The following is a 15475-nucleotide window of genomic DNA, read 5'->3' as shown; positions in this document are numbered from 1 at the left end:
CAATGCACAGTATGTGAATTAGAAAACTTAACTTGCTAGCTCGTTTGATACCGCCGATAGTTCCGTAAGTTTGCCTTGTTCAATAAAAAATATTCGCTCGGCTTTGTCAATGGTTTCTTGACGGTGAGCAATCACGATTCGAGTCATGGCGAGCTGCTCAATCTGTTGGCTAATTTGGGTTTCGTTATTGCTGTCTAAATGACTGGTCGCTTCATCGAGAAAGAGTATTGCAGGTGTGTGGTACAAGGCTCTTGCTAATAACAACCTCTGTACCTGACCGCCGGACAAGTTAGCTCCCATGTCACCAACTAATGAATTATAGCCCATAGTCATTTTGTTAATATCGTCAGCAATTGCTGCTTGTTGCGCAGATTGTTCAATGCGCTCAATATTTGGCATAGGGTCAAAAAAGCTGATGTTGTCACTGATTGAACCAGCAAGTAAAGTATCGTCTTGCATCACTGCCGCAATCTGTTTTCGATAGTTTGTTAAGCCAAGTTGGGTGATGTCTTTGCCATCGAGTAATACTCTGCCACTGGTGGGTTGTAGTAAGCCAAGCATAATTTTCATTAAAGTGGTTTTACCCGCGCCAGAAGCACCAGTGATGGCAACTGATTGGCCTGCTTCAATGGTCAGGTTGATGTTAGTTAAAATAGTGGTTTGTTCATTGTCGTAACTAAAGCAGATATTTTCTAGCGTAAGTTGGCCTTTAGGCTTGTTAATGGCGAGCTGACCATCGCGGTTGGCTTCTTGAGGTGTGAGGGCAATATCGGCAATTCTATCTAAATGTAAACGCATCATTTTAAATTGAATAATTTGCTCAACTAAGTTGGCAAAGCGTTCGGTTAATTGGCCCTTGTAGGCGATAAAGGCGAGTACCATACCGACAGACAAACTGTTGCTAATCACAAGCTGAGCAGCTAGGTATATGACTAATACGTTTTCTAAACCGAACAGTAATTTATTGACTGAATCAAAGCTAATATTCAGTCGGCCTAAGCGAATTTCACTGTTAATCACCTCCGCATAGCGATTTTGCCAGATACCTTGGCGCTGTGCCTCATTGCCAAATAATTTAATGGTTTGAATACCGCGAATATTCTCTAAAAAATTACTTTGCTCTTTGGCGGAGTTTTGAATGGTTTCTTCGGTAGCTTGATGAAGCGGCCGATACAGCAGTAAACGAATGATGGTATATAGAGCAATTGCCGCTAATACTACTAATGTGAGTTTTAACGAATACAACAGCATCATCACTAATACGGCGATGGACATAATGCCATCAACTAACGTCTCCACAAAACCTGTAGTAATTCTCTCTCTAATTTGCGCTAGTGAGCCAAAGCGGGAAACAATATCGCCGATATGGCGTGCTTCAAAATAATTCATTGGCAGACGTAATAAATGGCTCAGTAGGTTTACTCCCATTTGCAGGTTTAGCACGCTTGATAGGCGTAAGATTAGCCAGCTTCTTACCGCATTGGTGACTACTGAAATAACCGCGACTAACGCAAAACCTATTGCTAATACCGATAGCAAGGGTTGGTCAAAACTGACTAAAACCTCATCAACCACCCATTGCATGTAATAAGGTGACATTAAAGCAAACAGTTGCAAAACTAACGACAGTGCAATCAGCTTAATTAAACCAATGCCTAGCCCCGACATTTTGCTCCAAAGCTGGCTTAACTTCATATTGCTTTGTGCTTTTTTTACTTCAAACTTGCTAGTTGGTGTTAGCTCTAAACAGATACCCGTAAAGTGCTGGCTAAACTCAGTAATGTTAAGTACCTTTTTGCCTATCGCGGGGTCGTTAATGGCAAATTTGGTGTTATTGCCCTTGCCTGATACCTTAGTGAGTACAACAAAGTGATTCATATCCCAGTGCAAAATACACGGCAGCGTTAGTTTATCAACTTCATCAATGGGGCATTGTAAGGCTCTACTGGCAAGACCTAGTTTGTCGCCAAGCTCAATTAACTGCTGTAAGTTCATGCCCTTAAGCTGTGCTGAGTAGTATTGTCGAATACTCGGCATATCGAGCTGATGACCATAGTACGACGCTACCATTGCCATTGAGGCTAAACCACATTCGGCCACTTCTGCTTGTAGGATGAGCGGCACTGATTTAGTGATTGAGAACTGTAATAATTCGCTGTTATCAGGTATTTCTGTAGCGTTTTCTACATTGCTTGGGTTCATAATAAACGTGTATCCGCCTGTTTGTTTTAGGCTAAATTACCATTAGCTAGCTGTGCTAAAGGTAAGTAGTGACAGAATTGATAAACTGTTAAAAATAATATGAATAGCAATACAGTAGCTAGTGTTATTGGTTTTGTGGCGAGCTATTGCAAGTAAAAGCCCCAAAGAAAAGATCACGGCAAATGTGGTTAGGTGCTGATATTGGCTGTGTATCACGGTAAATATTAGGCTGGTTATAGTAACGGCACCAATATTGCCCAACTTGGTTGTTGCGATACGGGTAAATAGCCAGCCTCTAAAAATAAGTTCCTCAATTATAGGTACGAGCAAACAAATAGTTACCACGGTGAGTGCGATAATTGAACTGCTCGTTAGTGCGGTTTCAAGCTCAACCATAAAGCCATCAACCGGGAAGCTAAATAACTCGCTTATTGCTGTTACCACAAGCCAAAAGACAATACCAACAACTAACCATTTAAGCAGAAGCTTTTTGTTGAGATCCGTTAAGGCCCAAAAATTTATCTTGTCACGGATAGTTTTTACTGGTGTCGCCCACGATAATAGAGGCAAAGTAATCATTGGCGACAGCAGCGATATTATTAGCAGAATTGGTATGCTGTTAAACCACATGTCCATATTGTCCTGAGCGCCACCACTGCCGTTAACCACACCGTAATAAATCCCCAAAAATAGGCCTATGAATAGTTGCGGTATCAGCAGTAAAACCAGCAGCCAACCTGAAGTTTTGAGTAATGATAAGCCAGTACTGTCTGGTTTAACTTGATCTTGCAAGGAGTCTTTTTTTCGAGTGATTAATTGTTTTTTCTGAGTTGTCGTTGCCTTGAATATTTCATCTTGCATATATTGTCCTTGTTTTAACAGTATTCTTTAGATTTTTTCCTTGAAAACTTTCTGGATACAGCTGAATTTATGTAGTTTTTAATAAAGGTTGAATTGAAAGCTTCTAATTTAAATGTATTTTTGCGGTTCGTGATTTTAATCATCTTTTTTGTGCCAGTAGCTACAAGCAATCATTAAATATAAGAAAAAAAGTGAAAAAAATAAGAGGTTAAACTCTTCATCGGTGACTACGACAATTAAAAAAAGTAGTGCAGATATTGAAAAAGCTATTGATATTCGTTTTTTAGAGTTCATAACATTTCCTACATGGTTTATACATTTTACATCCTTGTAAATATGTTTTATTAATGTTTACTTTTATGGTTTAAAAGCGTAAAAAAGCATTAAATTAGTTTGCCTTAATTTGTATGGTACTACTAGATCTACGTCTAATAGAGCTACCGCTACCACCGAACCTAGAAATAGATGATGCTATATCTATAGCTACAATACCTATTATTCCTGCTAGCCCTGCAACTACAGCTACAGTACCAACTGTTGAAGCTGCTGCAACAACTGCAATAGTCGCTCCAACCGCGCCTAGACCTTCAGTAGGGGTGAGTCCACCATTCACTTGCTTAATTTCATTAACGTTTAATTCACGCATAATGTATACTCCATATGTCTGACCTTATTGGTCAGGTAGTTAAGTGCTTATCGTTTGCTGTTATTAGCCTTGATAAGCGGTTAATTAGGCTGGCTTTAGTTGGTTGTCGAAAGTTGACTAAAGCTAGCCACTTTATTTACTGATCAAATATTGAATATCTAAACAGTAAAATTAAATTTTGCTCTTCACTTTTACTTTTGTATTACTGCTAAATAGTGTTTAACTGATCCGTCCCTTGAGGCTCAGTATTGGTTCAAACAGCCATGCAATTAAACTGCGCTTTTCTAAAATAATATCGGCCTCGAATAACATGCCACTTTTAAGCTCAAAGTGTTTGCCATAGGCATTAATACTTTGTTGGTTAAGCTGAGCTTGTAAGCGGTATACAGGTTCTTGCAGCGCTATAGGTAATAAAGCTTCGTTCGGATGAATTAGAGCTTGGTCAATACGAGTAATATCACTATTAATAAAACCAAAGCGCTGGTATGGAAACGCGTCAAACCTGAGTTTGGCGATGTCTCCCTGTTTTACAAAACCTGCCGAACGAGTCGGTAGCAATAGCTCAGCGACTAGTTCTGCTCCTAGTGGTAAAATTTGCAACAAAGGTCTATTTTGGCTCACGGTTTCACCAGCAACCACTTGAATACTCGTGATAGTACCGCTGTGACTGGCAGTTAAGGTGTAACGATAGTTGTTGTTAATTTGTGCTAGCTGGCGTTTAAGGTCGGCTTGTTGGCGCTTTAGGTTGTTAATACGCAAAGCGTATTGCTGTGGTAAGTTTTGTTGGCTTAGTTTTATTTGCGCTAATTGGTTTTTTTGTTGTAGCAGTAAGCGCGAAATATTTTGCTGCTCTTGTTTGGCATCAAGTAATGCTTGCTGTTGGCGTTCGGCTTCAATAGTTGAGACATAACCTTGGTTATTGAGCTGGTGTAATTGGCTGTGTTGTTTATTCAGTAAGGCAAGTTTGTCGTTAGCCAGTTCCAGCTGCTGTTTTAGTGCTTGTTGCTCTTGTTGCAGCGCTTGTTGGCGCTCGGTGAGAGTGAGAGCTTCTTGTTGCCGCAATAATTTATGCTGATTGACCTCATCACTCAGTAAAGCTATTTGTTGATTCAATTCCACATTGAGCTGCGTGCTTAATTCAATACCGTGCTGATTGGTTTGCGGAATAATGATTGAGGCAAGTGCCTGACCTTGTTCAACTTGTTGGCCTTCAGTAACCCATAATTGCTCAACCATGCCACCTTGGCGGGCAAAACTTTTAATAATACCTTTGTTGGGTTGTAAAAAACCACGTACCGTTTCTTTACGGCTATATTCGGCGGTAAATAGAAAGATTATAATACTAGCAGCAATTAGGCTAAGTAATATAACGACTAATTTGAGTGATAGCGGCTGCGCTAAAACGATGGCGCCAGTTAAGCGCTCTTGTTGGTGTGAAATTGCTTCTTGTCTGAATAACATGCTAATTGCTCCTTAATTACTCAATTAGCGTGGCAAACTTATTCAGGATTAATAAATAACTTAGCTGCATTAACAATAGCTAAAAATTATGAAATAATTTTGCTTGTTTCGTTAGGTATTTGTTATTTAATGCTTATTTTGTTATTGCTTTTTGATTGTGATAATTCCTATACCTTTTTGTGATGTTTTTGTTAGATTTAAGCGAGTAAAAATACCGATTGATAATGAAGATGGATATTCGCCCTTACCAAGCTAGCGATGCTAATGTACTGACGGAGCTGTTTTATAACACCATTCATGCGGTTGGTATTGAACATTATACCAAGGCACAAGTGGATGCTTGGGCGCCTTTGCCAATTGACTACCCTAAATGGCATCAGCGTTTCGACGCTTGCCCGCCTTGGATCGGGATTATTGATGATAACATTGCTGGGTTTATCACCTTGGCTGACGATGGCTACATCGATCTTGCTTACACTGATAGTCGGTATCAAAGGCGCGGGGTTGCGACCGCGTTATATAAGCATATTGAAGCCTTAGCGATAGCACAGGAAATTAAAACATTAACAGTTAACGCCTCTTATTTTGCCAAGCCATTTTTTGTCAAACACGGCTTTACTGTGCTGACAAAAAACGACAATATTCGCAATGGTAAAGTGCTGGTGAATTTCACCATGACCAAAGCGCTGTAATATCGGCCAACTATTGCTTCTTGGTTTACCTATTTAGAGCTTAGGGGATTAGCCACCGCTGACAATTTCTTGATAGTTGACCTTACTTTGCTCCAAGGCGTGATTATTCGGCAATGATTGATGGCCGGCTAATAAGTAAATCACTTTCTGACCTTGCTCGGCGAGTTCTATTGCGTGTTGGTAGTTAATGGCAATAGACGCGTCAACATCTTGTGGGTGTTTGTCAGCATCGCGCCTAACGTATTCGATTAATCGTTCATTCACACTAGTGTCGTAAAAAACAGCATCGGCAAATTGTAGTTGTCGGTGAGCTTTTAAGGTTAAGTTGTCTGGATTGCCATCAAGGGTATGAATAAAGATGATCTCACCTGCTGGCGGTTGAATGGTGTCTTTTAAGCTGGCGATAAGTTCTTGCTCAGCCTTTTTTACATTGCCATCGAGAATGGCTTGACCGATTTGTCCTTGCAGAGTGTTTTCCCAAAACGTGCGACGGTTTCTCAGCCCTTTTATTCTCGCTTTAACATGGTCGCGAAACTTCAGTGAGAAGTCGGCTAATCGGCCATAGCCTTCAGGCAACATCTTTTCGATAATTTCTCTGAGCATGCGAACCAGTATTGGTGCGCTGCCAGAGCTAGTTAACGCAATAATCATTGGCGAGCGGTCAATAATAGCAGGCGTGATATAGCCGCAAAGTTCAGGCTGGTCGACAACGTTGACCAGAATTTCGTGCTGATTAGCTTCGATTGATACTTGAGTATTGACCTCTGTGTCGTCAGTGGCGGCAATGACAATATTTTTGCCCGTCATGTGGCCGGCTTGGTAGTCGTGTTTGAACCAAGTGAGTTGGTGTGTATTGATCAAGCGCTCGACACTGACACTAACACTCGCCGTCATTACCGTAATGTTAGTGGTTGTTTTTAGCAGTAATTCAATCTTGCGGGCGGCAACATCACCACCACCTATGATCAAAGCATTAATTCGATCACCAGTTAAAAAGATAGGAAAGTATTTCATCGACAGTTATTGTTGTAGGTTAAGCGACTTATAAGTGCCATTTTGCCAGTATTTGCTGATAACGACCATCTTGCTTGATAACGGCAAAGGCTTTTTGTAGTCGCGCGATAACATTTGGTGATGTATTAAGGCTGGCGGCTAAATATAGATCACGAGCTTGGCCGGGAATTTTGTAATGAAGTTCGAGTTTGTTTGGATCATAACCGAGCTCGGCAATCTGCTCGTGCCAAATAAGGGTTGACGTTACGACGAAATCAACGCGACCTCGAAACAGTTGTATCCATAAGTTTTCTCTTGTTGATGTGGTAAACAAGTGCTTTTTTTCGGAGAAGCCCTGTTTTCTTAAATCGTCAACCGTAAAGTCTTGTCTTATTATCGCCAGTTTATAATTGAGTGCATCGTCGAGTTTTTCTACGTTGAGGTGTTCACGCGATTTGAGTTTAGCGAGATAGGTATCAACTTGGTAAAGCTTGGCTAACCAATGAAATTTTTGTTCGCGATCGGGTGTTCGAGCAATAGAAAAAATCAGCGTATTGGGCTCGGCGATCGCTTGTTTATAGCTTCTTACCCAAGGTTGAATGGTAATGTCGGTATCGGAGAGGTTGGCTTCTTTGAGTAGTAGTTCGACTATTTCAACCGCTGCACCATCGGCAGAACCATCGCGCTCCTGAATTTGTAACGGCGGCAATGGCTCTGTGACTACTGAAAGTTCACGAGAATTGGCACTATTGCTAGTACTTACTAGCAACAAAAATAGCATGAGCAGTGCACGAAGTTTCATAACGCTGATAGTGATTAAGTCGATTTGCTCATCTTACCGCCAGAATTATCGACTTTCTAGTATTAAATCTAACCACTCAAAGCGCGTTATTTATATTTATACAAGTTTGGAGGTTGTCGACTGTATCTTTGCTTTGCCAAGCAATGATAAAATAACAGCAAATAGTTGTGAGATGATAATTATGCCTTGGATTCAGCTTAGATTAAGTGCCAACGAAGAAACTGCAGAAAAATATAGTGACTGGCTGATGGCTGCCGGTGCACAGGCAGTAACCTTTATCGATGCCAAAGATACGCCAATTTACGAGCCGTTACCCGGCGATGAAGTGGTTTATTGGTCAAACACTGTTGTTATGGGGTTGTTTGATGCGAGTTTCGATATGGATAAAGTGATTAGCTATTTACAAGGCATTCACCCTGAAAAGGAAGCGATGAGTTATAAACTCGAACAGCTTGAAGATAAAGACTGGGAACGCGAATGGATGGATAACTTCCATCCGATGAAGTTTGGTGAGCGCTTGTGGATTTGTCCGAGCTGGCGTGAAGTACCTGAGCCCGATGCGGTTAATGTTATGTTAGATCCTGGACTTGCGTTTGGTACCGGCACTCACCCAACCACGGCATTGTGCTTAAGCTGGCTTGATGGGCTTGATTTAACGGGCAAAACCGTCGTTGATTTTGGTTGTGGTTCCGGCATTTTATCTTTAGCGGCGTTAAAGCTAGGCGCTAAAGAAGTGATTGGTATTGATATTGACCCACAAGCACTACAAGCGAGTAAGGCAAATGCTGAGCGCAATAATGTTGCCGATCGATTATCCCTTTACCTTCCTAAAGACCAACCTTCGCTTAAAGCAGATGTAGTTGTGGCAAATATTTTGGCCGGACCGCTGCGCGAATTAGCGCCGACGATTATTCAATTTGTCGGCGACAAAGGTTTATTGGCACTGTCTGGTGTGCTCGAAGAGCAAGCACCAGATCTACAAAACTTGTACTCAACTTGGTGTGATATGGCGCCAATTACCGTGCAAGAGGAGTGGGTTCGACTGAATGGTCAACTAAAGTAAGCAAAAATAAACGGCGAAAGTTCGCCGCTTTTTGAACAAATTCTGAGCGCATCAATGGTTTGCTAAATGTCAATAAAAATATTTAGTAAAAAAAGCCAATTTGTTCAATTTATATGCTTTTCAAGCTGACTAAAAACGCGTAAACTTAGCGCCCTTTTGACGACGAGCTCAAAAAAGCAGCAGTGTGAAGATAGGTCCGTATACATTAACTAGCAATGTTTTTTTAGCGCCAATGGCCGGTATTACTGACCAGCCATTTCGACAATTGTGTTGTCGATTAGGTGCTGGTCTTGCAGTTTCGGAAATGGTTTCAGCCAATCCACAAACGTGGAAGACTGAAAAATCTAAGAAACGTCTACTACACACTGACGATGTCGGGGTTAGGTCAGTACAAATCGCTGGCTCAGATCCTGATGAACTGGCTTTTGCTGCTCACGTTAATGCTGATAACGGCGCTCAAATTATTGATATCAATATGGGCTGCCCAGCAAAAAAAGTGAATAAAAAGTTAGCTGGTTCGGCTTTGTTAAAAGAGCCTAAACTCGTAGAAGCTATTGTTAAGTCAGTAGTTGACGCGGTTGATATTCCAGTAACTTTAAAGATTCGTACCGGTTGGTGTCACGACACTAGAAATGGTTGTGAGATTGCTAAAATTGCTGAAGCTAACGGCATTCAATCGTTAGCGGTTCACGGTCGTACTCGTTCAGACTTTTATAAAGGCGACGCTGAGTACGACACAATTAAAGCAATCAAGCAGTCAATTAGTATCCCTGTGGTTGCTAATGGTGATATTACTAGCGCGGAAAAAGCGAAACAGGTACTCGATTATACTGGCGCAGACGCCATTATGATTGGGCGAGCGGCACAAGGGCGTCCGTGGATATTTCGTGAGATCAATCACTTTTTACAAACTGGTAATCAGTTAACACCGCCGTTAATCGATGAAGTGAGAGCCATATTACTTGGCCATGTCACCGAACTTCATCAGTTTTACGGTGATTTTATGGGCGTGAGAATCGCTCGTAAGCACGTTTCTTGGTATATGCAGGCGCATGACCAAGAGAAAACGTTTAGATCAAAATTCAACGCCTTAGAGTCAAGCGAAGCGCAGCTTGAGGCATTGAATTTGTATTTTGATAACTTAACTTAAGAAAGAGTCTGAACTTTATGTTTGAACAAAATATTTCCTCTCCATTTGTTACTGGCAATCTGCAAACTCAGACAGAGGCTTCACCATTACGTACACAAGCAAAAATTGCAATCAGCAACTACTTGTCTCAATTAAACGGTAACGATGTTGATGATATGTACGAATTAGTACTTTCGGAAATTGAAGCACCAATGCTTGAAGAAGTTATGAAGTATACTCGCGGTAACCAAACCCGCGCTGCTAACTTACTAGGTATCAACCGCGGTACTTTACGTAAGAAACTTAAAAAGTACGGCATGAACTAAAATTACGCAGGTTTAACCTGCAATTAAAAAGCACCTTCGGGTGCTTTTTTACTTATTAGGGTTTGAAAACCTGACCAAGTGGATAAAGAATTAAGTTATTAATACAAAAATACAGCATCAACCGTAAACAACGACATAGGTAAAGAAAAAAGCAATGGATACCCCACGCCCAATCAAACGCGCACTATTAAGTGTTTCTGATAAAACAGGTATTGTTGAATTCGCTCGCAGTCTTGCTCAAAAGGGCATTGAATTACTTTCTACAGGTGGCACCGCTAAGTTACTTGCAGAAAATAACATTCAAGTCACTGAAGTGTCTGATTACACAGGTCACCCGGAAATTATGGATGGCCGAGTGAAAACGCTACACCCGAAAGTACACGGCGGTATTTTAGCGCGCCGTGGCACCGATGAAGCCGTGATGAGTGAAAACAACATCAACGCCATCGACATGGTTGTAGTAAACCTTTATCCATTTGCCAACACAGTTGCCAATGAAAACTGTACGCTTGAAGATGCGATTGAGAATATTGATATCGGCGGGCCAACAATGGTGCGTGCAGCGGCCAAAAACCACAAAGATGTCACTATTATTGTTAACGCGAGCGATTACGATCGCGTATTGGCTGAAATGAATAACAACAGCGACTCGTTAAGCTATCAAACGCGCTTTGACTTAGCCATTGCCGCGTTTGAACACACAGCCAGCTACGACGGTATGATCGCCAACCATTTTGGTCAGATGCTTGCCGGTCACGGTGAACAAGCCGACGTCAACTTTGAGCAAAAGAATAAGTTTCCACGCACGTTCAACAGCCAATTTATTAAGAAGGAAGATTTGCGCTACGGTGAAAACTCTCATCAAGACGCTGCTTTTTATGTTGAAGCAGAGCCAGAAGAAGCCTCGGTTTCTACTGCGACGCAATTGCAAGGTAAGGCGCTGTCATATAACAACATTGCCGACACCGATGCCGCGTTAGAGTGCGTGAAAGAATTCGACCAACCCGCTTGTGTTATCGTCAAGCACGCTAACCCTTGTGGTGTTGCCATTGGTGACAATATTCTTGCTGCGTACGAAAGTGCGTATACGACAGACCCAACGTCTGCGTTTGGCGGTATTATTGCGTTTAACCGTGAGCTTGATGCCGATACTGCTGAGGCGATTATTTCTCGCCAGTTTGTTGAAGTGATTATTGCGCCAACCATTTCTGAAGCGGCAGCTCAACTTGTAGCGGCAAAACCAAATGTTCGTTTATTAGCTTGTGGCCAGTGGGACAGTCAAACAACAGGTTTAGATTACAAACGCGTTAATGGCGGTTTGTTAGTTCAAGATCGCGACCAAGGTAAAGTGAGTCAAGACGAGTTGAAGGTAGTGACTAAGCGTCAACCAACTGAAGACGAACTGCGCGATCTACAATTTTGCTGGAAAGTTGCTAAGTACGTTAAATCAAACGCGATTGTTTATGTGAAAAACAGCATGACCATTGGTGTTGGTGCTGGTCAAATGAGCCGCGTTTACTCAGCTAAAGTAGCAGGTATCAAAGCCGCGGATGAAAACTTAGAAGTGGCTGGCTCAGTAATGGCGTCAGATGCCTTCTTCCCATTCCGTGACGGTATTGATGCTGCGGCTAAAGCCGGTATTACTGCGGTTATTCAACCTGGTGGTTCGATGCGCGATGAAGAAGTTATTGTCGCTGCTGACGAACACGGTATGGCGATGGTATTTACTGGGATGCGCCATTTCCGCCACTAATTGGCTTATAGCTATAGCCCAATGATGCTAAAGCGTGATTGGGCTAATTCTCGACCAGCGGTGATGAATTTGCGTTAAGTGGATTTTAGTTACCTGAATATGGAACTAAAACCTGATATAACATGTCTTGTTAAAACAATACTTTTACAAGAATGGAAGGAAGTTAACTCATGAAAAAGCTTAAATCCGCATGTTTGGCATCAATTATTGGTTTGGCTACGGTATGTTCAGGCATGGCGACAGCTAGTGATTACGATAAGTTAGTGCAAGCTGTAAGTGGTGAACACAGATCGGCAAAAAACAAAGCGCGTGACGAATATCGCAATCCGCAACAAACCTTAATATTTTTTGGTTTCAAGCCTGATATGACCGTGGTTGAGCTAACCCCTGGTGGTGGCTGGTATACCGAAATCTTGGCACCAGCACTAAAAGGTTCTGGTAAATTGTACGGTGCTCATTATCCTGACACAGGCGAAGACAACTACTTTAGTAAGTCTCGTCAGCGTTTAGAAAAAATGTTGAAGAGCAAAGACATTTTCAGTGAAGTTGAATTAACTGACTTTGTACCGAGAAAAGCGAGTACATTAGCACCAGCAGGTAGCGCCGACTTAGTGCTGACCTTCCGCAACTTACACAACTGGCGCGTAGACGGTGTTAAGCAATTTTATGCTGATGCCTTTAAAGCACTCAAGCCTGGTGGCGTATTAGGTGTAGTTGAGCACAGAATGCCAACGAGTATGCCTTGGAAGGGCAATGAGCGCAGTGGCTATTTCCCAGAAAGTGTTGCGATTGAATTAGCCGAACAAGCGGGTTTTAAACTAGCTGCAAGCAGCGACGTTAATGCTAATTCAAAAGACACGGCTAACCACCCTAAAGGTGTTTGGACATTGCCACCGGTATTGCGTTTAGGTGAGCAAGATCGAGACAAATATTTAGCGATCGGTGAAAGTGATCGCATGACATTGAAATTTGTTAAACCAAAAAATTAGTTTAAGCTAATTTTATACATAAGAAAGAAGCCCGGAAGGGCTTCTTTTGAATCAATCATAGGAATTTATCTAAATGAAAGTATTGGTTATTGGTAGTGGTGGCCGCGAGCATGCCTTAGCTTGGAAAGCCGCCCAATCAGCACAAGTAAGCACAGTGTTTGTCGCTCCGGGTAATGCCGGCACTGAACGAGAACAAAAACTCAAAAATGTTGCTATTAATGTTACCGATATTCCAGCTTTAGTCGAATTTGCTCAATCGCAAAGTGTCGACTTAACGATTGTTGGCCCAGAACAACCTTTGGTTGATGGTGTTGTTGACGCTTTCCAAGCTGAAGGGCTAACTATTTTTGGCCCGAGTGCTAAAGCAGCTCAACTTGAAGGCTCTAAAGCTTTTACTAAAGATTTCCTCGCTCGTCATCAAATTCCAACAGCGGCCTATGCTAACTTCACTGAAATTGAGCCTGCACTAGCTTATGTTCGCGAACAAGGTGCACCTATTGTCGTTAAAGCTGACGGTCTTGCTGCAGGTAAAGGTGTTATTGTTGCAATGACATTAGAAGAGGCTGAAGCAGCGATCAAAGATATGTTGGCGGGCAATGCTTTTGGCGGTGCCGGCCATCGTGTGGTTATTGAAGAATTTCTGGAAGGTGAAGAAGCGAGCTTTATTGTCATGGTTGACGGTAAGAACATTTTGCCATTTGCGACTAGTCAAGATCACAAACGCGCTTATGATGGCGACCAAGGTCCCAACACTGGCGGTATGGGAGCTTACTCGCCAGCACCAGTAGTAACCACTGAAATTCACAATCGCATCATGAATGAAGTTATCGTACCGACAGTTGAAGGTATGGCAAAAGAAGATGCACCATATACGGGCTTTTTATACGCCGGTTTAATGATTGCCGAAGACGGCACGCCAAAAGTTATTGAGTATAACTGTCGTTTTGGTGACCCTGAAACACAACCTATTATGATGCGTTTGCAATCAGATCTTGTTGAACTTTGCTTGGCAGCTTGCCAAGGTCAATTGGCAGACAAAGAGATTGCTTTCGATGCTCGCGCCGCTGTTGGCGTGGTATTAGCCGCTGGTGGATACCCAGGTAGCTACAATAAAGGCGACGTTATTTCAGGTTTAGATACCAATACTCAAGCGGACCGTAAAACTTTCCATGCTGGGACCGCACTGAATAACGAACAAGTTGTTACTGCTGGTGGCCGTGTACTTTGTGCAACGGCACTTGGTGAAACAGTCACCTCGGCACAGCAAGCCGCTTACGAGTTATTGCATCAAATTAGCTGGAATAATGTTGAGTTTCGTACCGACATTGCATACCGAGCAATAGCAAGAGAACAATAGAAGCGCTTTCCTCAACAAAAAAGCCAGCATTATGCTGGCCTTTTTTGTTGTTTACACAAGTTGTACTTTAGGTGAGCTCTAGTTTTTGGCCAACTGCTCTTTAGTTGCACCACCTTTTAACGCCGCAAGTTGAGCTTGCTCTATTGAAAGACCTGCTGCAACAGCCGCTTCAAAAATGGCTTTGTTCTGCTGATCTTTCGTTTCACTAATTGCCGCTTCTACGACTTGTTCGCCATTATCGGGAAACAGCGCGAGTGTATTCTTTACAAAACTGACGACATTGTCAGGAACCGCCTTGATGGCACCCGTTAGCACCGACAGCATTTTTTCTGGGAATGTTTGCATGGTCTGTTCGACAATGTCATCAGAAATTATTGGATCAGTAACAATAGCAACTCTAACTATTTCGCCAATGTCATCTGGTTTGTGTAAGACCGCAGTTTCTATTATTTCCGCAGCATAGGCTGGTTCAACATCGATCGCGACTTTTACTACATCGGCACTTGGTGCAACATCTGAGTTAATCACTTGCGATATTACGTCACATGCTAAAGCGGGTTCTGCGTGAATTGCTCCGAGCATAATTTCTTCGTAGCTCTGTGGATAATCTCTTAATGCTACCTTAACAACAATATCAACTTGTTCCGGGTAACGCTTTAAGATTGAGCCAACACTATCTTCTACACTGGCGTGTTGTTTAACAATTTGCTGCTTGAGTAGCTTGGAAATAAAAACTTCCCGTTTATTATTTGCAGGATCCTGTGCAAAACCAACTAAACTTATACAGCTAAGAAGTAAACCAATGAAAAACTTTTTCATATTCTTAGCTCTCTTAATTATCTATTTAACGAGTTTTTCTTATTATTTTTCACTGTGTGATAATAAATTCACCAATCGAAATCCAATATAGAGGAATTTAATCGAGATATCTTCTGTATATTTATACACCAACACAAAGCTCAAAAAACCCCTTTATATCAAGTTTTAGTCTGTTTATAAGCCTATTAGTTCAAATGATCGACAAACGATCTTTTTTTTCAAAAAAAGACTTGATCCTTTTTAATAAATCTCTAGAATGCGCATCCACTTCCACGGGGCAGCCCAACGAAGTGTTTTGATAAGTTTAGTTGGTGAATATACTAGGTAAACGGGTCAGATAACTTAGAAAAACGATTTGAAAAAAAATTCAAAAAGTTGTTGA

Annotated in this window: 14 protein-coding genes; 7 read left to right on the top strand and 7 right to left on the bottom strand. The window is 41.8% G+C overall.

The window, feature by feature from the left end; translation table 11 throughout:
• Nucleotides 1-27 precede the first annotated feature (27 nt).
• The 4 genes from J7384_RS18250 to J7384_RS18235 all read right to left on the bottom strand — a co-directional run bounded on the left by J7384_RS18250 (nucleotide 28) and on the right by J7384_RS18235 (nucleotide 5170).
• The gene (locus J7384_RS18250; RefSeq protein WP_209115983.1) at nucleotides 28-2202 is read right to left on the bottom strand and encodes a peptidase domain-containing ABC transporter; all 2175 of its coding nucleotides are present in this window, start codon (nucleotides 2200-2202) and stop codon (nucleotides 28-30) included.
• Nucleotides 2203-2244: 42 nt separating this feature from the next.
• A complete protein-coding gene (locus J7384_RS18245) occupies nucleotides 2245-3063 on the bottom strand; it encodes a CPBP family intramembrane glutamic endopeptidase (RefSeq protein WP_209115982.1) in 819 nt (272 codons plus the stop codon).
• A 388-nt stretch (nucleotides 3064-3451) separates the two neighbouring features.
• Complete coding sequence (locus tag J7384_RS18240) at nucleotides 3452-3709, bottom strand: hypothetical protein (protein ID WP_209115981.1); 258 nt, start codon at nucleotides 3707-3709, stop codon at nucleotides 3452-3454.
• A gap of 219 nt (nucleotides 3710-3928) precedes the next feature.
• Entirely contained in the window at nucleotides 3929-5170 is a 1242-nt protein-coding gene (locus J7384_RS18235) for an HlyD family efflux transporter periplasmic adaptor subunit (RefSeq protein ID WP_209115980.1), read from the bottom strand.
• Nucleotides 5171-5400: 230 nt separating this feature from the next.
• Here J7384_RS18235 and J7384_RS18230 point away from each other — a divergent pair, with 230 nt between their 5' ends.
• Entirely contained in the window at nucleotides 5401-5862 is a 462-nt protein-coding gene (locus tag J7384_RS18230) for a GNAT family N-acetyltransferase (RefSeq protein WP_209115979.1), read from the top strand.
• A gap of 48 nt (nucleotides 5863-5910) precedes the next feature.
• Here J7384_RS18230 and J7384_RS18225 read toward each other — a convergent pair whose 3' ends face one another.
• Nucleotides 5911-6876 carry an NAD(P)-dependent oxidoreductase gene (locus tag J7384_RS18225; protein WP_209115978.1) on the bottom strand — a complete coding sequence of 322 codons (966 nt, stop codon included), beginning with the start codon at nucleotides 6874-6876 and terminating at the stop codon, nucleotides 5911-5913.
• Between the two features lie 28 nt (nucleotides 6877-6904).
• Nucleotides 6905-7657, bottom strand: coding sequence for a transporter substrate-binding domain-containing protein (locus tag J7384_RS18220; protein ID WP_209115977.1), 753 nt, complete (start codon nucleotides 7655-7657; stop codon nucleotides 6905-6907).
• Between the two features lie 181 nt (nucleotides 7658-7838).
• Between J7384_RS18220 and prmA the strand changes: the two genes are divergently transcribed.
• The 6 genes from prmA to purD all read left to right on the top strand — a co-directional run bounded on the left by prmA (nucleotide 7839) and on the right by purD (nucleotide 14274).
• On the top strand, nucleotides 7839-8720 hold the full coding sequence (gene prmA / locus J7384_RS18215) for a 50S ribosomal protein L11 methyltransferase (protein WP_209115976.1): 882 nt from the start codon (nucleotides 7839-7841) through the stop codon (nucleotides 8718-8720).
• Nucleotides 8721-8904: 184 nt separating this feature from the next.
• Complete coding sequence (gene dusB, locus J7384_RS18210; protein WP_209115975.1) at nucleotides 8905-9870, top strand: tRNA dihydrouridine synthase DusB; 966 nt, start codon at nucleotides 8905-8907, stop codon at nucleotides 9868-9870.
• Nucleotides 9871-9887: 17 nt separating this feature from the next.
• Complete coding sequence (fis, locus tag J7384_RS18205) at nucleotides 9888-10175, top strand: DNA-binding transcriptional regulator Fis (RefSeq protein WP_209115974.1); 288 nt, start codon at nucleotides 9888-9890, stop codon at nucleotides 10173-10175.
• A gap of 154 nt (nucleotides 10176-10329) precedes the next feature.
• Entirely contained in the window at nucleotides 10330-11928 is a 1599-nt protein-coding gene (gene purH, locus J7384_RS18200; protein WP_209115973.1) for a bifunctional phosphoribosylaminoimidazolecarboxamide formyltransferase/IMP cyclohydrolase, read from the top strand.
• Between the two features lie 170 nt (nucleotides 11929-12098).
• The gene (locus J7384_RS18195; protein ID WP_209115972.1) at nucleotides 12099-12917 is read left to right on the top strand and encodes a class I SAM-dependent methyltransferase; all 819 of its coding nucleotides are present in this window, start codon (nucleotides 12099-12101) and stop codon (nucleotides 12915-12917) included.
• 73 nt (nucleotides 12918-12990) lie between these two features.
• Nucleotides 12991-14274 (top strand): phosphoribosylamine--glycine ligase, encoded by a 1284-nt coding sequence (gene purD / locus J7384_RS18190; protein WP_209115971.1) that lies wholly within the window; start codon nucleotides 12991-12993, stop codon nucleotides 14272-14274.
• A gap of 78 nt (nucleotides 14275-14352) precedes the next feature.
• Here purD and J7384_RS18185 read toward each other — a convergent pair whose 3' ends face one another.
• Complete coding sequence (locus tag J7384_RS18185; protein ID WP_209115970.1) at nucleotides 14353-15093, bottom strand: hypothetical protein; 741 nt, start codon at nucleotides 15091-15093, stop codon at nucleotides 14353-14355.
• Nucleotides 15094-15475 lie beyond the last annotated feature (382 nt).

Source organism: Endozoicomonas sp. G2_1 (assembly GCF_017744155.1).
Lineage (GTDB): Bacteria > Pseudomonadota > Gammaproteobacteria > Enterobacterales > Alteromonadaceae > JAGHQT01.
This window is presented reverse-complemented; position numbering and strand designations above follow the sequence as displayed.